The organism is Frateuria aurantia DSM 6220, assembly GCF_000242255.2.
Taxonomy (GTDB): domain Bacteria; phylum Pseudomonadota; class Gammaproteobacteria; order Xanthomonadales; family Rhodanobacteraceae; genus Frateuria; species Frateuria aurantia.
Window position 1 is genome coordinate 3,198,863 of sequence record NC_017033.1, and the last position, 20,389, is coordinate 3,219,251.

The following is a 20,389-nucleotide window of genomic DNA, read 5'->3' on the forward strand; positions in this document are numbered from 1 at the left end:
GCGTCGTGGATCGCGTCATGGCCGCTTGTGCACATGGCCAATCCCTTCGCCACGGCCGGCGGATATCGACACTCGCCAAGACAACTAGATGGCCAACCCCAGTCGACGCATCGCCTGGGCAGCCATTTCGAAAGACTGCAGCCGTGCCTGATGATCATGGATCTGGCCGGCGAACATGATCTCGTCCACGCCGGTACGCTCGACAAAAGCCGCTATGGCACGCTCGACACTGGCCGAACTGCCGACGGCCGAACAGGCCAGCGCCTGCTCCACGCCCAGTCGTTCGGCCTCGGACCAGCGTCCGGCCATGCTGGCCACGGGTGGTGGCAGCGGACCAGGATGGCCACGCCGCAAGGCAAGAAACTGTTGCTGGGCCGAGCTCATCAGAACGGCACCGGCTTCGTCGGTCTCGGCGCCGAACACATTCATCGCCGCCATCGCATACGGCGCGGCACATTGTTCCGAAGGCTGGAAATAACGACGGTAGATCGCCAGGGCATCGTCCAGCAGGCCGGGGGCGAAATGCGAGGCAAAGGCGAAAGGCAGGCCCAGCTCCGCTGCAAGCTGGGCACTGTAGGTACTCGAGCCCAACAGCCAGATCGGCACACCCAGGCCCAGCCCGGGTACGGCCTTCACGTGCTGGCCAGGCCGCAGGGGGCCGAAATAGTGCTGCAGCTCCTGGACATCGCGTGGAAACTGCTCCGCACTGGATTGCAGATCGCGGCGCAGCGCATGGGCGGTAGCCTGATCGGTGCCCGGGGCACGGCCCAGACCCAGATCGATACGGCCGGGAAACAGGGATTCCAGAGTACCGAACTGCTCGGCAATCACCAGCGGCGCATGGTTGGGCAGCATCACGCCGCCCGAACCGACGCGGATCCGCTGCGTACCGCCGGCGACATGGGCGATCACCACCGCCGTCGCCGCGCTGGCGATGCCGGGCATGCCATGATGCTCGGCCAGCCAGAACCGGTGATAACCCAGTGACTCGGCATGCCGGGCCAGATCCAGAGAATGCCGGAATGCGTCAGCCGCGGTCTTGCCTTCGGCAATCGGGGCAAGATCAAGCAAGGAATAGCGCATCGCGGTGACTCCCATCCAGGTCGATATCGGTCCAACCTAGATGGGAGCATCAAGCCACGTGATCAAGGGACCCGGGGAATCCCCAGCGGGTCGCGCTGCTCGGGTACCGGCTCGCCCAGATCATCCTGCTCGGCCTCGATGACATCGCGCACCGGCCAGACCCGGCCCCCGCGACCGAAGGCAAGGGCATTGCGATAGCAGTTCCGTGCTTCCTCGGTGCGCTGCAGGCCCAGCAAGGCATCTCCCAGCACTTCCCAGGCCGCCGCGCTCGGGGACAGCTGCAAGGATCGCGCCAGATAGCCGCGTGCCAGCTCCCACTGGCCCAGTACCACGGCGATCCGGCCCAGGGCCAGCAGCAGCACGGGATCATCGGGATTGGCTGCCAGCCAGGCCTGGGCATGCTTGAGCCGCAGCTCCGGATCCACCGCCAGCACTCCGTAGGTATCCAGCAGCAAGGGGTTCCAGTCCCTTCGCAAGGCCGACTCCAGTTCATCCAGTGCCGCCAGACTGGCGCCGAGTTCCGCCGCACGGCGGACATAGGCGTCAATGGCCAGCGGAATCCGCCGCAAGGTCTTGGGCAGGCGCGACCAGGTGCCGGCCAGGTGCTCGCTGTCAGGTGACACCTGCAACACCGCCTGCACCACCCGTGCTTCCAAGGCCGCAAACGCTCTTGAATTCATGGCCCCGCTTTTCTGCAGCGGCTCCAAGGCGTCCAGCGCCCTCTGGGGATCGCCCGCCTCGAGTGCAGCGAGCACCAGTTCGTGCCAGCCCCCCGGCGGAAGTCGCCGGCTGTCGGCTTCGCTGGACAGCAGGGCCAGCGCTTCGGTCGCCCGGTTCTCGGTGCGCAGCAACTTGGCACGAACCACTCGTGCAGCCAAGGGTGCGCTCTGCCCGGCCTGATCCAGCGCATCATGCGCGCGCGCAGATTCCCCGCGCCGGATCGCTGCATCGGCCGCCGTCAACATCGCCGGGCCCTGCAACGCCGGCAGCCGGGCCGCCCGCTGCAGTTCACGCTCGGCATCGCCATGCCGGCCTTCGGCCAAGGCGACCAGGCCCTGCCCCAGCCGTTGCTGACTCTTGCGCTGCTGCCGTCGCGAAAACACGCCGAAAGGCCAGCGCAGCAGGCGCCAGGCCGCATTGAGCAACAGCAGCAACAGCAGCAGCAAGGCCACCGCGGCCGGCACCGTGGTCTCCAGCCGCCAGCCGCGGATGCTGATCACGACCCGGCCGGGATCCGCCGCCAGCAGGTGCCAGGCAAAAGCCGCCAGCACGGCCACCACCAGCCAGACCAGAATCCATCGCCACAGCCTCATGGCTGCCGGCCCGTGCTGCTGGCCGGGGCCGGAGCTGTCGCCGACGCTGCCGTGGCAGGGACTTCGCTGCCGGCCGCAGGCGGGGCGGCCGCGGTCTGGACCCGCCTGAGATCACGCAGCGCCGCCAGCGCGCCACCCAGTTCGGGCGCGGCCACGGCGCTGTTGCCGCGTTTCAGCAGCAGCTCGACACTGGCCCGGGCATGACTGACTTCCCCCTGCGCCGGATCAAACTGCCCGGCCAGCGCATGACTCAGGCGCTGCAGCGCCTGCTGGTAGCCCGCCGCATCGTCGGCCAGCAAGGCTGCCTGGGCTTCGACCACATCCAGTTCGGCCAATTGCCGTACCAGTACCGTATCCTGCTCCAGACCGGGCTGATCGACGTCACGCCGGATCGATACCACGTGGCTGAGCGCCGACCAGATCCTGGCCCAGACACCATGACCGGTCACCACCGGCGCCTGGACCGGTTTCAGTGCCAGTTCTGGAATGACCCGACGCAGCTCGGCCAGACTCGTCAGAGCCTCCTGCATGGCCTGCGGCTGGCTTTTCACCAGTTCGCTTTCTTCCTGCAACAACAGGGTCCGCACCCCTTCCAGCTGCGGCTGACCAAGTCCCGCCAGGGCCTCCCCGGCCAGTCGATATGCACTGAGCGCCCCGGTCAGGTCATGGAACAGCTCGGCACGCTGCCGGGCGGTGACCAGCAGTGCCTCGACCTGGTCCAGCACCATGCTGTCGTGCACCGACAAGGTTTTCTCGGACAGGCGGGCCACCGCGCTTTCCAGCGTGCGCATCCGCTGATCCATGCCCTGGACCTGATCAGCCGTGCCTTCATCGCGCTGGCTCAGAGCGCTGATCTTGTCGGCGACATCGGCACCTGTACCACGCAGCTGTTCCAGCTGCTGGCCAAGCGCGTCGACCCGGCGCTGCAGACGATCCCCCTGGCTGAAGTCGCTGAGCTGGGTCTGGCGTTGCTGCCAGCCAAGCCAGACCATGCCGGCGATGGCAAGCACGGCCAGCCACAGGGCGAACCAGGCCAGACCGCGACCGGCGCGCGAGGAGGCTGCTGAAGAAGACGGCGGAGACACGGATTCTGGGTTCATGACCGCCATCCTAGCAGTCCGAGGTCGGGAAGCCTTGCGCAGGCCAGCATGTCCATCACCGTGTTCGTCATAAGCATCCTTTTCTCAGGGCGATCTGTTCGCTCGCCGCCAGCATGGCCGGCAGCAAGGCCGAACGGGCACAGCAGCGAATCCGGAATCCTGCCGCCTCGGCCAGTCGCTCCAGACGGGAACTGCTGACGACCAGCGGACAAGCCAACAGGCGCTGCCACAAGGGGGACGGCAATCCGGCCTGCAGATGCTGCATGGCCTCGGCACTGGAAATTAGCAGGATCGAGCGATGCGGCAAAGTGCGCACCCCCTCGAAGTGACGTCGGTCCAGTCGCGGCGCCACCCGCGCATAGACCTCCAGCTCGCGGACCTCGGCGCCACGCCGGCGCAGTTCGGTCTGCAACAAGCCGCGTCCGCCGACACCGGTCACCAACCGGATGCGACGCCCCTCCAGCTGCTGCAAGTCTGGCAGTGCCAGCAGGCCTTCACTGTCCTGCCGCCCTGCAGGAGCGGTCACCGGGCCGCTGCCCAGCGCCTGCAAACGCGCTGCCGTGGCCTGCCCCACCGCCATCAGCCGACCCTTGGGCCAGGCCCTGTTCTGGGCCCAGACCTGCTCGACCGCCACCGGGCTGGTGAAGATCCAGATCACATCCTCGACCGAAGCCCGCCACTGCGCCACAAGCTGTGCCGGCACGGGGACAGGACGGATCGCCAGGCCCGGCAGCAGCCTGACCTCGGCGCCGGCCGCCTGGAACGAGCGACGCCATCCGGCCGCCTTGCCGACCGGCCGGGTCAGGACCACGGTCCAGCCCGCCATTGCGGCAGCATCCGACTCCCCTCGTTGGCAGTGCATCACATCCCGGCTCCCGACATTCCACGCCGCTGGCAGTGTAGCGTCCGTGCCGTCGCTTGCCAGCGCGCAGGTCGACGGGCAGACTGCCACGCCATGATGACACCCCCATCCGTATCGGGCGCCGAGGGCCTGACCGACCTGCTGCATCGCTCCATTCCATTGACGGCCGCCATGGCCCTGGAACTGCAGGCCTATGATGTCCGCAGCCTCAGTCTGAAGCTGCCGCTGCAACCCAATCGCAATGACAAGGGCTGCGCCTTCGGCGGCAGCCTGGCCAGCGCTCTGACCCTGGCCGGCTGGAGTCTGGCGACCCTGGCCCTGGTCGAAGCCGGGCTGCAGGGCGAAGTCTTCGTGGCCGAGTCCACGCTGCGCTATCTGCTGCCGGTATGGAGCGACTGCGTGGCCTGCGCGCGACTGGCCGAGGATGCCAGCTGGGACCGTGCCTTGCGCGCCCTGCGCCAGCGCGGCCGTGGCCGTATCCACCTGCAGGCCGAGATCCTCCTGCCTGACGGCAGGATTGCCGCCTCGATGCAGGCCCGCTACGCCCTGCTGGCGCCCGGGCAGGCCGCCACGGCCTGAGCGGCCCCTTTGCAGCGGCGTCCGTGTCCCGGATAATCGCCGGTTCACCCCCTGCGGCCCGGCCGCGAGCTGCGAACACGCCATGAACGATTTTCTGCAAAAACTGCCCGTCTTCACCCATGACCACATGGCACTGGTCGGGCTGTTTGTCCTGCTGCTGTTCGGCATCCTGGGCAATGAAATCGCCCGTCTGCTGCGCAAGTACAAGGAACTGACACCAGCCGGGCTGACCCAGCTGATCAATCGCCAGACGCCCTTGCTGATCGACCTTTCGGCCATTGACGACTTCACCAAGGCCCATGTCCCGGGGGCCAGGCATGTGGCGATGAGTCAGTTTGATCCCGAACACAAGGATCTGGCCAAGGCGCGCGAACTGCCTGTGGTACTGATGGACAAGGATGGCCGCGGAGCCTCGGCCAAGGCCGCCGTGAGGCTGGTCAAGGCCGGCTTCAGCCAGGTCTATGTGCTCGACGGCGGCCTGCTGTCATGGCAGCAGGCCCAGCTTCCGCTGGCCAAGGGCCGCAACTGAGTCGATCCGCGTCGGATCACGGCTGGCGCGGCGGCCACTCATAGCGATAGCCTGAACCGTATACCGCGTGGATGCAGGCCATGCCGGGGCGCACGTCCTCGATCTTGCGTCGCAGATTGCGGACATGGCTGTCCACCGCGCGATCGCCGACCTCACGCAGGTCTTCGTGCATCGCATCCAGCAGCCGATCACGACTGTGGACCCGTCCGGGATGCGTCAGCAGTTCGCGCAACAGCCTGAACTCGGACAAGGTCAGCGCCAGGGTCTGTCCATCGAGGGCGATCCGCTGGGCCGCATCGTCGATCACGAACGGCGCCGTCCGCATCGGCGGCACGGCGACGGACTGTGCCTGACTGCGCCGCAACAGGGCCTTGACCCTGGCGACCACCTCGCGCGGGCTGAACGGCTTGCAGATGTAATCGTCGGCCCCCAGACCCAGACCCAGCAAGCGGTCGATTTCCTGGACCCGTGCCGTCAGCATGATCAGGCCCAACCGCGCATCGTCCTGACGCAGCTGCCGACAGACTTCCAGGCCGTCGATCCCGGGCAGCATCAGGTCCAGCAGAACCACGTCCGGCCGTTCCTGGCGCGCCCATTGCAGCCCGCTCTCGCCATCACCGGCGACGCGGACCAGATAGCCCTCGGCCCGCAGATATTCCGCCAGCAGCTCGGCAATCCTCGGCTCATCCTCGATGACAAGCATCCTTGCTGCACTCATGCGTTGGGCTCCGCATGACCCGCCGGCAAATGCAGGATCACCCGCAAGCCGCCCAGCGGCGAGGCCTCGGCCCACAATTGCCCGTGATGGGCCTCAGCGATGCCGCGGGCGATCGCCAGACCCAGGCCGCTGCCCCCTGCCGCCCGGTTGCGTGAAGATTCGACCCGGAACAAGGGCTCGAACAAGCGTGATCTATCATCCATGGTGACTCCCGGCGCACTGTCACTGACCATCAACATCATGCCATCCACCGCCCCGGACAGCGCCAGCTCGACCCGGCCGCCACGATCGGTATAACGCAGGCTGTTGCTGAACAGATTGTCCAGCAGCTGGCCCAGTCTGGCCGGATCCCCTTCGACCCACAGCGGACCGCCCGCCGGCAGCAGGACCAGTTGCAGGCCCTGCTCGGCGGCCAGCGGCTGGAACCGCTCCCAGGCCAGTGCCGCCAGAGCACCCAGCTCGACCGGTTCGCGCCGGTAACTGAAGGCTTGCAGTTCAGCCAGGGTGAGCTCATGCAGATCACTGACCAAGGCATCCAGACGCCCGACCTCGTCGAGCAGGATCGCCAGCACCCGCGCATCGGGCCGGTGCAAGCCATCCTGGATCGCTTCAAGCTCGCCCCGCAGCACCGTCAGCGGCGTGCGCAGCTCATGGGCGATATCGGCGACCCAGCGCCGGCGGATGGCCTCATGGCGCTGCAGGGCCTCGGCCAGCGCATCCACATGCCTGATCAGCTCGCCGATCTCGTCACCACGCTGCAGACCGCTGCGTGCGCTGTAATCCCCCGCCGCCAGCCTGGCACTGATTCCGGTCAAGGCCGCCAACGGTCGCACCAGATGACGGGTGAAAGCATAGGACAGCGGCAAGGCCAGCAGCAGCACCCATACCAGAGTCCAGATCATCTCCCGCCATTGGGCATGCAGGAAATCCAGATCATGCGGGGCATCGATCTCATGCTGCGGCGAATACACCAGCCAGCCCACCACGACGTCATCGACCGTGATCGGCTCGCGACGGGCATCGGCCAGCGGCAAGGGGCCGGCCATCCGCCGCTGGCCCGAAGCCGACCACAGACCGACCCTGGCAATCCATGACCAGCGCAATGCACCATGTGCTTCACGATGCGCGGCATGATGCCCCTGCGGACTGACCGCAACCTCGTCGCCGGCATCGCCGCGCGCCTCTGGACGCCCGGCCAGACGCAGCCATTGACGCCAGGCCGCCGGCTGCGCCAGCGGCTCGAAACTGCGGTGATCGCTCCAATAAGTGGCCAGGCCGTCCCGCAGCATGTCGACCTGCTCGACTTGCCGCAGATTGATGTAGGCCAGCAGCCCCCGCCTCAGATTCAGGGCCGCCCCCAGACTGAAGGCAAACAAGGCCAGTACCGTGGTAGCCGCCAGCAGCACAAAGACTTTCTGGGCAATCCTCAAAGGCCTGCACTCCGGCTGTCTCGAAAGCCGTCATTTTCAACCGCAGATGAACGAGGCCACAAGACGACGTTTCTGCACATTTCCTCCACGCTGCCTGCGAATTCCGGAGGCAACATGGGCACACCGGAATCCTCCGATTCCCTCAGGTCAAGGAAACCAACGCATGACCCTCAAATCCGCCTCCATCCGTTTTGCCGCCTTGCTGGCCCTGACCACCTCGGCAGGGATGCTCACGCTTCCCCTCGCCATGGCCCAGACCAGCCCGGCCGCCACCCAGGTCAGCCAAGCCGGAAGCCCCCGTCAGCACACGCCGCCGCCGACGCCCGCCACGGTGGTCAGCCAGCTGGGCCTCAGCGGCAGCAAGGCCTCCCAGGTCCAGCAACTGCTTGAGCAGCGCCAGGCGGCGTGGACCCAGTTCCGTCAGGCCGCCAAGGCCAATCACGACCAGCTCAAGCAGCTGCTGACGCCCGAGCAGTTCAGGCAGTTGCGCCAGATCGAGCATCCGCATGGACCGCATGGCCATCATGGTCACCATGCGCATGATGGCCGGCAGGGCCCCGCGACCGCCGGCAGTGCCGGCTGAACCATCACGACGGGGGCAGGTTCTGCCGGAACATGCCCCCTTGCCAGCCTCTTCTTGCGGATTCAGGCTCGCGGGCAAGGTCAACCTGAACGAAATTTCGACACCTGCGAACGAATATGGCAGCGGCGTAGTCAAAATATGCACATGCGTCGAGACACGATAGGGGGGAACCCGCCATGGCGGCTCCCCGGTATCCTTGTCCGGCGAGCGCATGGCGTACTCCCGGTCCGGCATCAGCCGGATCCGTCCTGACCAGAGAGCACTGCGATGTCCAAACGCCGTACGACCCATCCGCACCCCGGCAAGGTCCTGCTGGACCAGTTCCTGTCCCCGCTGGGAATCAGCCAGAATGCCTTGGCCCGCGCCGCCGGGGTCACTCCCCACCGCATCAACGAAATCGTGCTGGGCAAGCGCCGAATCACCGCCGACAGCGCGATCAGGCTGGGTGCCGCCCTGGGCACCACCGGTCATTACTGGCTGTCGCTGCAGGCGGAATATGACCTGGATGAAGCCCAGCGGACCATCGGCCGCCAGCTCTCCAAGATCGAGCGGCTGACCAGCTGACCCCCGGCAACGGGATGGCGTATCAGGGGCTGCAGGCCCTCGCTGCGTCATCCCGTGACTGCATGTCGCCCGCCCCCCCCTGTTGCCGACGACTTCGGGAGCAGAGCTCAACCGCGGATCTGGCTCGCCAGCGCCGCCAATTGCCCGGCCAGGTGGTCGCGGGTCGATGCATCGGTCAGCAGCAACGTTCCGGGATCGACCTTGGCATAGGCCGCGGACACCATGATCTCGGGCTTGTTCAGCACCCGCGCATCCAGGAACACCAGCGACTGCCGCAGGTGATATTGCGCGCGGGCACCACCGATCTGTCCCGGCGAGGCCGTCTGGATCGCCACCGGCTTGCCCGCGAACGGTGGCGGACTGACCCGCGACAACCAGTCGATGGCGTTTTTCAACACACCGGGCACCGAATAATTGTATTCCGGGGTAACGATGACGACGCCGTCAGCCTGCCGGACCTTTTCGGCCATCGCCAGCACCTCCGGCGGAAACCCTTGCTCCTGCAGATCCGCATCGTAATGCGGGAACTCGCCGATCGAACCCAGCAGCTCGATGCTGACTCCTTCCGGTGCCAGCTCCGGCAAGGCCCGCGCGATGGCGGCATTGACCGAGGCCTTGCGCAGGCTGCCAAGCAGGATCACGAAATGCAGGGGGCGGGGTGTCGTCATGAGGCAATAGTCCTTGGGCAGGATGGGCCGCCATTCTGGACACAGACTCTGGTCCCGGACAACCGCCGGCAGGCTCTGCTCAGCCCGTGACCAGGCGATCGGCCGCCGGCTGTTCCGGCAGTCTGGCCCCCGGCCGGACCCCGTCATGCCGGAACATGGCCTTGATACCGCGGATCGCCTGGCGGATGCGGTCTGGATTCTCGATCAGGGCGAAGCGCACGAAATCATCGCCATAGTCGCCGAAGCCGATGCCCGGGGATACCGAGACCTTGGCCTCGGCCAACAGCCGCTTGGAAAATTCCAATGACCCCAGATGGGCATAGAATTCAGGAATCCGCGCCCATACGTACATCGAGGCACGTGGAATATCGACCATCCAGCCGGCTTCATGCAGGCCTTTGACCAGCACGTCGCGACGCAGCTGATATTGGCTGGCGATATCACGCACACATTGCTGGTCGCCTTCCAGGGCTGCGATCGCAGCCACCTGCAAGGGGGTGAACGTACCGTAGTCGTGATAGCTCTTGATGCGTGCCAGGGCATTGACCAGCTCGGCATTGCCGACCATGAAACCGATCCGCCAGCCGGCCATGTTGTAGCTCTTGGACAGGGTGAAGAATTCCACCGCGATGTCCTTGGCGCCTTCGACCTGCATGATGGACGGGGCCTTCCAGCCGTCGAAGGTGATGTCGGCATAGGCCAGATCGTGCACCACCAGCACATCGTACTGTTTGGCCAGAGCTACCACCCGCTCGAAAAAATCCAGCTCCACGCACTGTGCCGTGGGGTTGGAGGGGAAGCCCAGTATCATCATTTTGGGCTTGGGAATGCTTTCGCGGATGCCGCGCTCCAGCTCGGCGAAGAAGTCGATGCCCGGCGCCATCGGAATCGAACGGATCTGGGCTCCGGCGATCACCGCCCCGTAGATATGGATGGGATAACTGGGATTGGGCACCAGCACGGTATCGCCACGATCCAGCGTCGCCAGCATCAGATGCGCCAGGCCTTCCTTCGAGCCGATGGTGACGATGGCTTCGGATTCCGGGTCGATATCGACCGCGTAGCGCTCGCGATACCAGCGCGAAATGGCTCGTCGCAGACGCGGAATCCCCTTGGAGGTCGAGTAGCCGTGGGTATCCGGCCGCTGCGCGACCGTCACCAGCTTCTCGACGATATGTTCCGGCGTCGCGCCGTCGGGGTTGCCCATGCTGAAGTCGATGATGTCCTCGCCGCGGCGGCGGGCCGCCAGTTTCAGCTCGGCCGTGATATTGAAGACATAGGGAGGCAGGCGCTCGATGCGCTGGAAACGGCGTGCGACAGGCTGTTCGCTCATGGATTCGATCTCGACGTAAGCGCCCGGAACCGTCCGAGCGACGCGGGCCGGCAGTGGCCGCCCCTGACCCGACAGTAGCCGCAGGTCCGGGCGGCTGTCCAGTGGCGGAATCAGCCATCCATCCGCGGCATGCGGGCATCGTCTCACCTGACGAGACAGCACGCCGTTACACTGCTCGCCGGTTTTCCTCACAAGGTCATTGCATGAATATCCTGGTTGTCACCCTGCTGGCGGCGGTGGCCCTGCTCGCCACCGGCCTGGCCTTGTGGCTGATGCTGAAGCGGAACGAATACGGTGCCGACGACGCCGTGCTGGCCCGACTCGACAACCTGGCCTCGGATCAGCGTCACCTGCGCGATGCGCTGGCCACCGAGCTGAGGGCCGGGCGCAGCGAGCTGGCCGAGGTCCTGCATGCCTTTCGCCAGCCGCTGGTCGAGCAACTGGCCACCGCCGGTGCCGCCCAGCAGCGCCACAGCGAGGTCTTCGGCCTGCGCCTGGAGCAGCTGACCCGGCGAGTCGACGAAAGCCTGCAGGCTCTGGCCGAACGGCAGGAGGAAACGGCCCGCAAGAATCGCCATGAAGCCGGGCAGGCCCTGGCCCGCCTGGGGGAGCAGCAGCAGCAGCGCCTGCACGAGGTGCGCCAGACCCTGGAGCAGCAGCTGACCCGGCTGCAGAACGACAACGCAGCCCGGCTGGAACAAATGCGGGTCACCGTGGATGAAAAACTGCAAAGTACCCTGGAAACCCGTCTGGGCCAGTCCTTCCAGCTGGTATCGGACCGACTGGAGGCGGTCCAGCGCGGACTGGGTGAAATGCAGCAGCTGGCCACCGGTGTCGGTGACCTGAAGCGGGTGCTGAGCAATGTGAAGACCCGTGGCATTTTCGGCGAAGTACAGCTGGCCGCCTTGCTGGAGCAGATCCTGGTGCCCGAGCAATATGCCGCCAATGTCGCCACCGTGCCGGGATCCAGCGAGCGGGTCGAGTTCGCGATCCGGCTGCCCGGCAGCGATGAACGACAACCGGTATGGCTGCCCATTGATGCCAAGTTTCCGCTGGAAGACTATCAGCGTCTGCTGGATGCCCAGGAAGCGGCGGATGCCGAGGCTGCCGCCGAGGCCGGCAGGCGCCTGGAGCTGCGGGTCCGCGAAGAGGCGAAACGGATCCATGGCAAATACATCGCGCCGCCGCATACCACCGATTTCGGCCTGCTGTTCCTGCCCACCGAAGGCCTCTATGCCGAAGTCATCCGCCGCCCCGGCCTCAGCGAATGGCTGCAGCGCGAACAACGGATCAGTATCGCCGGGCCCAGCACCCTGACGGCCCTGCTCAACAGTCTGCAGATGGGTTTCCGGACCCTGGCCATTGAAAAGCGCAGCAGCGAGGTCTGGCAGCTGCTGGGCGCGGTGAAGACCGAGTTCCACAAGTTCGCCAGCATTCTGGAAAAGGCCGAGAAGCAGCTCAACACGGTCAGTCGCAGCATCGGCGACGCCGGCAAGAAGACCCGCACCATCGAGCGCCGCCTGCGCAGCGTCGAGTCGATGGGCAGCGAGCAGGCACAGCATTGGCTGGGCGGCCTGTCACTGGATGATATCGGCGATGACGAGCCGCCGGAAACATCGGCACCTGCGGCTCCGCAGACTTGAGCCAGAGCGGATCTGGGCTCAGGGCCGATACCGGCCGCACGCCCAGGCCTCGATCCACCGCCACCGCCCTGCCGCATACGCAGGGTCGAGGTCAGCGCTTCATCCCGCGACGCCGGCCGCTCTCCATGCCGCAGACATACGGCTTGAGCTTATGGCGTCAGCGCGGAGCATGGAGCGCTCTGCCGGCCGTGGCGGTCGCATGGCCACGGCCGGCGCCGTTCAACGGCGCTGCTGGTAGGGGAAGAAAGTCCGCGAGCGCAAGGCCTGCTCGATCTGCTCCAGACTCTTGCCCTTGGTTTCAGGCACCAGGAAATAGATGAAGAGCAGACTCAGCAGGGAGATGCCGGCATACAGCCAGAAGGTGTGGGCCGCCCCCAGCCAGGTGACCAGACTCAGCGTGGTCAGGGTCACTACCAGATCAAAGATCCAGTGGCTGAAGGCCCCCACGCTGGCGCCCTTGCCACGGACGAACAGCGGATAGACTTCGGCATTGATCAGCCAGATGCAGACCCCGAAGCCACCGCAATTGAGCATCAGATAGGCCGCCAGGCAAGCCACCACCAGCCACTGCGACAGTGGCGTGCTGGGGCCGTTGGCACCAAACAGCAGACCCATCACCACCAGCGCGACGATCGAGCCTGGAATCATCCACAACAGAAAGCGACGGCGGCCGATCCGGTCCACCAGCACACTGCCGACCATGGTCGCGATCACCACCAGCAAGGTGCTGAAGCCGGTCGCCAGCACCGCGGCATGCTCGGAAAAGCCCGCCTTGACCAGGATCGTCGGCGCATAATAGATCAGCGCGTTGTTGCCGGTGATCTGGGAAAACATCGAGATGCTGGCACCGACAATCAGGGCCGGCCGGATCCAGGGCTGCAACAAGTCCTTCCAGCTGCCCTCGTCATCGCTGTCGACGACTTTCTGGATTTCGCCCAGCTCGGCATCGGCCTCGGCAGCACTCCCGCGAACCCGGGTCAGCACCTGTCGGGCCTCGTCACGACGGCCGCGCACCACCAGCCAGCGCGGACTCTCGGGCAGAATCACCATGCCCGACAGCAGCAGCAGCGCCGGCACCACGCCCAGCCCGAACATCCAGCGCCAATGGTCGCCCAGCGCGAGGCCGGTGAAATAGGCCACAGTGATGCCGAACACCACCATGAACTGGAACAGCACCACCAGCTTGCCGCGATGATCGCGCGGAGCGACTTCGGCGATATAGACAGGAATGATCTGGGTGGAACTGCCCGCCGACAACCCCAGAATAAAACGCGCCAGCACCAGGGCAACGACACCGGTCGCCGCAGCCGACAGCAGGGAACCGATCGCGAACAGGATACCGGCCACGATCACCATGCGGCGACGTCCGAGTCGATCCGAGAACGGGCCGGTGCCCAGACAGCCGACCAGTGCGCCGAAGATGATGGCGCTGGTGATCACCTGCTTCAGGCCGTCATCCAGGGCGAATTCGCGGCCCAGGCCCAGCAGAGCGACCCCGATGATGCCGGTGTCGTAACCGAACAGCAATCCGCCAAGGGCCGCGACGAGAGCGGTCCAGATCACCAGTCGATGGCTGGAACCGGTACCCTGCCCGGACGGAGTCGCCTGTGTTGTTCCCATCAAATATCTCCTTGCAAAACACTGTCCAGTGCCGGGCCACCGTCGGCGGCATCCAGCTGTTGCGGCCATTCAAAGGGAAACAGGGCATGCTCCCGACTGGCCATGACGCGCACCGCATTCGGCTCGTCCGTGCCGCTGGCCCAGGCTTCGGCCTCGGCCCGGCTGCGGCCGAAACGCATATGTCGCGCCACCAATTGTTCCCGCCGCCGTTGCGGATCCACATCCACAAACCAGCGGTCATCCAGATAATCGCGGACCCGGTTCCATGGCGCATCATCGAGCAGCAGGTAATTGCCCTCGGTGATCACCAGCGGAATATCGGCCGGCACCGCGACCTCGGCGGCCACCGGCTCATCCAGCTCCCGCCGGAAAGCGGGAGCATACACGGTCTCCCCCGGCCTCGGCTCGCGCAATCGTTGCAACAGCGCAACATACCCTTCGGCGTCAAACGTGTCCGGAGCACCCTTGCGATCTTGCCGGCCCAGGCGCTGCAGCTGGGCATTCGCCAGGTGATAACCATCCATCGGCACCAGCACCGCCTGGCCTGGCAGAGCCCTGATCAGCCACTCGGCCACCGTGGATTTGCCGGCTCCCGGCGGCCCGGCAATGCCCAGGATCCGCCGCTGGCCTGTCGCAAGCAGATCACGAGCCCGCTGCAGCACTGCCTGTCCGGATCCCGACCTCATGCCGTCGCCTCCACCAGCGTCACTTCGCTCGCCCGGCGCTTGACCACCGCATAACCCAGACCGATCAAGGTCGCACCCGCCAGGATCGACAGCAGATACAGACCGACATGCACCACGGCATGGGGAATCAGCATCACGAACACGCCTCCATGCGGCGCCAGCAGTTTGCAGCCGAAATACATCGACAAGGCACCGGTGACGGCACCGCCGACCATCGAGACGGGAATCACCCGCAGCGGATCCTTGGCCATGAAAGGAATCGCCCCTTCCGAGATAAAGCACAGCCCCAGCACCATCGCGGCCTTGCCGGCCTCGCGATCCTGCAGCGAGAACTTGCCCGGCGCCAGCAGGCTGGCGAGCCCCATGCCCAGCGGCGGCACCATGCCGGCCGCCATCACCGCGGCCATCGGCGCGTAGCCGCTCTCGCCCTGCGACAGCATCGCGACGCCGAAGGCATAGGCGGCCTTGTTCACCGGCCCGCCCAGGTCGAAGCACTGCATCGCGCCCAGCACCAGCCCCAGCAGCACGGCATTGCCGGTATTCATCGAGCTCAGGAAGCGGGTCAGTCCGCCCATCACCATCGCCACCGGCCCCCCGATGACATAGATCATGGCCAGGCCGGTAACCAGACTGGCCACCAGCGGAATGATCAGGATCGGCTTCAAGGCCTCCATGCTGCTGGGCAGTTTCAGATACCTGGCAAGGCCCAGTGCCAGATAACCGGCCAGAAAACCGGCGGCGATGCCGCCCAGGAAACCCGCATTGAGGGTCACGGCCAGATAGCCGCCGATCATGCCCGGGGTGAGACCCGGACGGTCGGCGATGGACCAGGCGATATAACCGGCCAGCACCGGCACCATCAACTTGAAGGCCGTGCCGCCGCCGATCTGCATCAAAGCCGCCGCCAGGGTACCGTGCTGCTCATAGGCCTTGATCCCGAACACGAAGGACAAGGCGATCAGCAGTCCACCAGCCACCACCATCGGCAACATGAAGGACACCCCGGTCAGCAGGTGGCCGTATACGCCCCGCGACTTGGTCTTGCCCGGTACCGCTGAGGCTCCGGCCTGGCCGCCACCAGCCTGCTCCACCTCGGCCTGCTGCAAGGCATCGCTCAAGGTCTGCAAAGGCTGTTTCAAGGCCGCGCCGGTCGAGGTCCGCCAGATCCGCCGGCCGGCGAACCGCTGGCTGTCCACCTCGATATCACAGGCCAGCACCACCACATCGGCGGCCTCGATCTCGGCCGGACTCAGTTCATCACGGGCCCCGACCGAACCACGGGTCTCGACCCTGATCTCCCAGCCCTTGGCCCGGGCCGCGGTGACCAACGCTTCGGCCGCCATAAAGGTATGCGCCACCCCGGTGGGGCAGGCCGTCACCGCCACGATACGCGGCACGTCCCGTGTCTCCATGCCTGCCGCCGGTCTGGTACTGGCATCCTCGGCCGTCCACACCCTGGCCTCGACTTCGGCCCGATCCAGCCAGCCGCCCGGATCGGCCAGCACCTCGGCAATCGATCCGCGATACACCCTGCGTCCCACGAAGCGGCTCAGATCCCCCAGCTCCGCGCCGGCATCGGCGGCGATCAGAATGCAGTCGACCGCTTCGATCTCGGCCGTACTCACCATCCGCGTCGGCCGCATGCGGCCATGTATCTCGCTGTGCAGCGACCAGCCACGCCGGCGCGCCTCCCGCTCGATGACACTGGCCGCCAGATAGCTGGTCACCATGCCGCTGGGGCAGGCGCTTGCAAAAATCACGTTCATTCCGGCATCTCCGGGGCAGAAACCTTGGGTGAAGGCGCATCCAGACGGACCTGCGCCAGCAATGAAGCGAAATCGGCGGCATCCGGATCGCCGGGACCGACATGGCGCACGCATTCGGCCGCCAGAGCGGTCGCGAAAGCCAGGCTGCGCGATCGCGGCCAGCCACTGAGCTCGCCGTGCAATGCCGCCGCCAGCAAGGTATCGCCGGCACAAACCGTGTTCTGCACGGACACCTCGGGCGGATGCGCCTGCAACAACGAAGTTCCGTCGCACCAGCAGGCCCCTTCGGCCCCCAGCGAAAGGATGACCTGGTCGGCCCAGCCCAGCCGCAGTACCTCGTCCGCGGCCTCTCGCAAGGCGAGCGTATCCGGCAGAGCGCGGCCCAGCAGCTGTTCGAGCTCCTCTTCGTTGGGCTTCAAGACATGAACTCCGGCCTGGCGGACCGCCTGCATCCCCGGGCCGCTGGTATCGACCCAGATCGGCAGGCCACTGGCACGCAAGGCCACCAGCCACTGCGCAAAGGCTTCGACATCCACCCCCGGAGGCAGGCTGCCGGAGACCACCACCGCGTCCATGCCCGCCAGCTGCTCAGGCATCGCGGTCAGCAGCCGCTGCCAGTCGGCCGCCGTGATCGTCAGGCCCGGACCGTTCAAGTCACTGACCCGGCCGTCGGCCTCGGCCAGCTTCACATTGATCCGGGTGCTGCCGGCCACGGTCACGAAGGCGTCTTCCATCTGCTCGCGACGGAACAACTGCCCGAACGGCTCCGCATTGTCCTCCCCCAGCAAGCCACCGAGGCGGACCGCATGTCCAAGCCGCCGCAACACGCGCCCGACATTGATGCCCTTGCCGGCCGGATCCATGCGACTGGATTGCGCGCGATGCACGGTTCCCGGCCGCAGAGCCGGCAGCGTGACTGCCAGGTCGAAGGCCGGATTGAGGGTGTAGCAAATGATTTTCGCCATCAGTCCTGCCCCGGTTCCAGTGCCGCCGCGACGGCCGTTTCCAGCGTCTGCCGCACGGCAGCCGCCGTCGGCTGCGCCAAGGCCAGGCTCGCCAGCTCCCGGGCCTGGGGCATGCCCAGACGGCGGATCATGGCCTTGACCTGCGGAATCCGCCGCGCGGTCACGGACAGTTCGTCCACCCCCAGACCGACCAGCACCGGTACGGCCAGCGGGTCCGAGCCCAGCTCGCCGCAGACACCGACCCAGCGCCCATGGGCATGCGCCGCCTCCACCGTCAGACGGATCAGCTGCAACACGGCCGGGTGGATCGCGTCGGACTGGGCCGACAGGCTGGCGTGGCCGCGATCGATGGCCAGCGTGTACTGGGTCAGATCATTGGTCCCGATCGAAAAGAAATCGACCTCGGCCGCCAGGCTGGCGGCCAGCAGGGCACTGGAGGGTATTTCCACCATCACGCCGAGCTGCACGTCCGGTGCCCGGATCTCGGCCTGCAACCGATCAAACACCCGTTTGCCGGCCCGGAATTCCTCGACGTCCTTGATCATCGGAAACATGATGCGCAAGGGACGCGAACCGGCCGCCATCAACAGGGCACGCAGCTGGGTTTCCAGCACCTCGGGCCGGCTCAGCGCCAGACGGATGCCGCGCATGCCCAGAAAAGGATTGTCCTCGGCCGCAACCGGCCAGTACGGCAACGGCTTGTCGCCGCCCACATCCAGGGTCCGAGCCACCAGCGGACGACCCGCAAGCGCATCGAAAGCCTCGCCGTACTCGGCGATCTGGGTTTTCAGATCGGGAAAGTCGGGATGGGCCATGAAAATGAACTCGGTGCGCAGCAGACCGACCCCTTCGGCACCGCGTTCGACCGCATCCACCGCATGCGCCGTATTGCCCAGGTTGGCGGCCACTTCGACCCGGTGCCCGTCGCGGGTGCAGGCCGGCTCGTGCCGGTTCTGGTAGGCCTCCTGCTCTATCCTGGCCTGCTCCTCGATACGCCGCTCGAAACGGCGCACCGTCTCCGGGTCCGGGGCCGGAATCAGTCGCCCGGCATCGCCGTCCACCGCCAGTTCGATGCCGGCCGTCAGCTGCAGCACGGCCTCGCCGGCGCCGACCACGGCGGGAATGCCCAGCGCCCGCGCCAGAATCGCGCTGTGTGCAGTCGCCCCGCCCTTGGCGGTGACCAGGGCGCGTACCCGCGAGGTGTCCAGCCGGGCGACATCGGATGGCCCCACATCCTCGGCCACCAGCACATAGGGGGTATCCGGCGGCTCCGGCAGCGGCGTATCGCACAGCAAACACAGCACCCGCCTGCCCACATCGCGCAGGTCGGTGGCCCGCTCGGCAAGCAGGCGATCGGCCAGCGCTTCCTGGGCACTCGCCGCGGTATCAATCGCATGCCACCAGCCGGCCTCCGCCGAGGCGCCTTCATGAATCGACTCCAGCGCGGCATCACGCAGACCGGGGTCGGCCAACATTTCGATATGCACCGACAGGATATTGGCGACCTTGGCTCCCTGGGTACCCTGGATCAGCACATCCAGCTGCTGCGCCGCCTGCGCCAGGGACTGATCCAGTCGCCCGATTTCATGGTCGGGGGAAGCCGCCTTCTCCGGATAGTCAAAACGAGGATGGCGCAGCACATAAATCGGCGCCACGGCCAGGCCGGGGGACGCCGGGATGGCGGCCATGGCCACTCCGGGTTCCGGTGCAGCCGGCAAGGCCTCGGTCTGCGCTGCCGGCACTTCGCGCGGTTGCACCACCTCATTCAAGGGCTGCACCGACTCGCCCAGGCCATCCTGGACCGCAGCCAGCATCGCCGCCACGGCCGCTTCGGCCGTTTCGCCATGGGCCGAAAACACCAAGGTCTGGCCGCGCCGGGCACCCAGTCCCAGGACCTTGGTAAGACTGGCCGCCGAAATCGCCTCCGGGCTGCCTTCCAGCACGCGGACACGCACGGGAACCGACTGCGCACGTGCCGTCTGCACCAGAAGCTTGGCCGGCCGGGCATGCAGGCCATGAGCATTCAGCAGGCGGACCCGTCCGGTATGCGTCTCGCCGTCTTCACCGGCCAGCACGGCCAGGGTGGTATCGGCGGAAAGGCCTTTCAGGCCCGCGACCGCGCCCCGGGCCAGCAATTGTTCCAGCCGTTCCAGCAAGGGACGATGCGCCTCGCCGCGCGCCGCCAGGCAGAAGACGCCGAACAGTCCGCCCTCGACCGGCGCCTGCGACGTCGCCAAGGCCAGCGCAGGCACATCCACGGCCTGGGCCGAGCGCACCAGGGCCAGGCCCGGACCCAGCGGAATCAGCGGCTGGCTGGCGACCGCGGCGACAAAAGCCGGTTGCACGCACCCCAGCCCCTGCAGGCGTGCCGCCGCCGCCAGCGCCAGTTCGGCCGCCGACCTGACCGGCAGATTCAGGCACAAGGTGTCCGCATCCAGCTTCGGCGGGGTCTCGACATGACCGAGCACCGCCACGATGGCGTCGGCATCTTCGGCCCGGGCCAGCATCGCCTCGGCACCATCACGCCCCAGGGCATGGGTCAGCTGGCGCAGGATATCGAGATGCTCGTCAGACTGCGCGGCAATCGCCACCAGCAGATGAACCACGTGCCCGTCATGCCAGGCCACCCCGTCAGGAAACTGCAGCACCCGCACGCCAGTCGCCACCACCTCTCCGCGACTGGCCGGCGTGCCGTGGGGGATCGCGATCCCGCTGCCCAGCCAGGTCGAACCCTGCCGTTCGCGCTCCAGCAGGCCCCCGGCATAACCCGGCCGGGCGAAACCGGCCTCGACCAGAGCCGCGCCGGCCAGGGCCAGGGCCTGCTGCCAGTCATCCGCCTTGCACTTCAGTCGCACATCGTCACGCGTTAATGCCAGCATCCGCAGGCCTCCAATGTTACTGGCCGGGATTCAACCCGACCGGTTTGACGTGGCAGGGTCCAGATCGC

Annotated in this window: 18 protein-coding genes; 5 read left to right on the forward strand and 13 right to left on the reverse strand. The window is 66.5% G+C overall.

Features of this window, described 5'->3' with window-relative positions; all coding sequences use genetic code 11:
• Positions 1–84 precede the first annotated feature (84 nt).
• The 4 genes from FRAAU_RS14595 to FRAAU_RS14610 form a co-directional block, all read right to left on the reverse strand.
• Positions 85–1,083, reverse strand: a complete 999-nt coding sequence (locus tag FRAAU_RS14595) for an LLM class flavin-dependent oxidoreductase (RefSeq protein WP_014404286.1) — start codon at positions 1,081–1,083, stop codon at positions 85–87.
• Positions 1,084–1,145: 62 nt separating this feature from the next.
• Positions 1,146–2,396, reverse strand: a complete 1,251-nt coding sequence (locus tag FRAAU_RS14600; RefSeq protein ID WP_014404287.1) for a heme biosynthesis protein HemY — start codon at positions 2,394–2,396, stop codon at positions 1,146–1,148.
• The gene (locus FRAAU_RS14605) at positions 2,393–3,496 is read right to left on the reverse strand and encodes a uroporphyrinogen-III C-methyltransferase (RefSeq protein WP_014404288.1); all 1,104 of its coding nucleotides are present in this window, start codon (positions 3,494–3,496) and stop codon (positions 2,393–2,395) included. The genes FRAAU_RS14600 and FRAAU_RS14605 overlap by 4 nt, the downstream gene beginning before the upstream one ends.
• Before the next feature lie 67 nt (positions 3,497–3,563).
• Entirely contained in the window at positions 3,564–4,322 is a 759-nt protein-coding gene (locus FRAAU_RS14610) for a uroporphyrinogen-III synthase (protein WP_052317924.1), read from the reverse strand.
• A gap of 129 nt (positions 4,323–4,451) precedes the next feature.
• Between FRAAU_RS14610 and FRAAU_RS14615 the strand changes: the two genes are divergently transcribed.
• Positions 4,452–4,937 (forward strand): YiiD C-terminal domain-containing protein, encoded by a 486-nt coding sequence (locus tag FRAAU_RS14615; protein WP_014404290.1) that lies wholly within the window; start codon positions 4,452–4,454, stop codon positions 4,935–4,937.
• 82 nt (positions 4,938–5,019) lie between these two features.
• A complete protein-coding gene (locus tag FRAAU_RS14620) occupies positions 5,020–5,466 on the forward strand; it encodes a rhodanese-like domain-containing protein (RefSeq protein ID WP_014404291.1) in 447 nt (148 codons plus the stop codon).
• Positions 5,467–5,482: 16 nt separating this feature from the next.
• On the opposite strand, the gene FRAAU_RS14625 is transcribed toward FRAAU_RS14620, so the two are convergent.
• Together FRAAU_RS14625 and FRAAU_RS14630 are read right to left on the reverse strand one after the other, a co-directional pair.
• Complete coding sequence (locus tag FRAAU_RS14625) at positions 5,483–6,184, reverse strand: response regulator (RefSeq protein ID WP_014404292.1); 702 nt, start codon at positions 6,182–6,184, stop codon at positions 5,483–5,485.
• Positions 6,181–7,614, reverse strand: a complete 1,434-nt coding sequence (locus FRAAU_RS14630) for an ATP-binding protein (RefSeq protein ID WP_014404293.1) — start codon at positions 7,612–7,614, stop codon at positions 6,181–6,183. Before FRAAU_RS14630 ends, FRAAU_RS14625 begins: the two co-directional genes overlap by 4 nt.
• A gap of 163 nt (positions 7,615–7,777) precedes the next feature.
• Here FRAAU_RS14630 and FRAAU_RS14635 point away from each other — a divergent pair, with 163 nt between their 5' ends.
• Both FRAAU_RS14635 and FRAAU_RS14640 read left to right on the forward strand, forming a co-directional pair.
• Positions 7,778–8,197 carry a hypothetical protein gene (locus FRAAU_RS14635; RefSeq protein WP_014404294.1) on the forward strand — a complete coding sequence of 140 codons (420 nt, stop codon included), beginning with the start codon at positions 7,778–7,780 and terminating at the stop codon, positions 8,195–8,197.
• Positions 8,198–8,464: 267 nt separating this feature from the next.
• Entirely contained in the window at positions 8,465–8,761 is a 297-nt protein-coding gene (locus FRAAU_RS14640; protein ID WP_014404295.1) for a HigA family addiction module antitoxin, read from the forward strand.
• A gap of 107 nt (positions 8,762–8,868) precedes the next feature.
• On the opposite strand, the gene FRAAU_RS14645 is transcribed toward FRAAU_RS14640, so the two are convergent.
• Positions 8,869–9,429: an NADPH-dependent FMN reductase gene (locus tag FRAAU_RS14645; protein ID WP_014404296.1), complete on the reverse strand. Its 561-nt coding sequence runs from the start codon at positions 9,427–9,429 to the stop codon at positions 8,869–8,871.
• 79 nt (positions 9,430–9,508) lie between these two features.
• Complete coding sequence (gene alaC / locus FRAAU_RS14650; RefSeq protein WP_014404297.1) at positions 9,509–10,762, reverse strand: alanine transaminase; 1,254 nt, start codon at positions 10,760–10,762, stop codon at positions 9,509–9,511.
• Between the two features lie 203 nt (positions 10,763–10,965).
• Between alaC and FRAAU_RS14655 the strand changes: the two genes are divergently transcribed.
• On the forward strand, positions 10,966–12,405 hold the full coding sequence (locus FRAAU_RS14655; RefSeq protein ID WP_014404298.1) for a DNA recombination protein RmuC: 1,440 nt from the start codon (positions 10,966–10,968) through the stop codon (positions 12,403–12,405).
• Positions 12,406–12,624: 219 nt separating this feature from the next.
• Here FRAAU_RS14655 and FRAAU_RS14660 read toward each other — a convergent pair whose 3' ends face one another.
• The 5 genes from FRAAU_RS14660 to ptsP are packed head-to-tail and all read right to left on the reverse strand — an operon-like array spanning position 12,625 to position 20,321.
• Positions 12,625–14,025 (reverse strand): sugar porter family MFS transporter, encoded by a 1,401-nt coding sequence (locus FRAAU_RS14660; RefSeq protein ID WP_014404299.1) that lies wholly within the window; start codon positions 14,023–14,025, stop codon positions 12,625–12,627.
• The gene (locus FRAAU_RS14665; protein WP_014404300.1) at positions 14,025–14,711 is read right to left on the reverse strand and encodes a nucleoside/nucleotide kinase family protein; all 687 of its coding nucleotides are present in this window, start codon (positions 14,709–14,711) and stop codon (positions 14,025–14,027) included. Before FRAAU_RS14665 ends, FRAAU_RS14660 begins: the two co-directional genes overlap by 1 nt.
• On the reverse strand, positions 14,708–16,477 hold the full coding sequence (locus FRAAU_RS14670) for a PTS fructose-like transporter subunit IIB (protein ID WP_014404301.1): 1,770 nt from the start codon (positions 16,475–16,477) through the stop codon (positions 14,708–14,710). Before FRAAU_RS14670 ends, FRAAU_RS14665 begins: the two co-directional genes overlap by 4 nt.
• Positions 16,474–17,442: a 1-phosphofructokinase family hexose kinase gene (locus tag FRAAU_RS14675; RefSeq protein ID WP_014404302.1), complete on the reverse strand. Its 969-nt coding sequence runs from the start codon at positions 17,440–17,442 to the stop codon at positions 16,474–16,476. The genes FRAAU_RS14670 and FRAAU_RS14675 overlap by 4 nt, the downstream gene beginning before the upstream one ends.
• Positions 17,442–20,321: a phosphoenolpyruvate--protein phosphotransferase gene (gene ptsP / locus FRAAU_RS14680; RefSeq protein ID WP_014404303.1), complete on the reverse strand. Its 2,880-nt coding sequence runs from the start codon at positions 20,319–20,321 to the stop codon at positions 17,442–17,444. Before ptsP ends, FRAAU_RS14675 begins: the two co-directional genes overlap by 1 nt.
• Positions 20,322–20,389 lie beyond the last annotated feature (68 nt).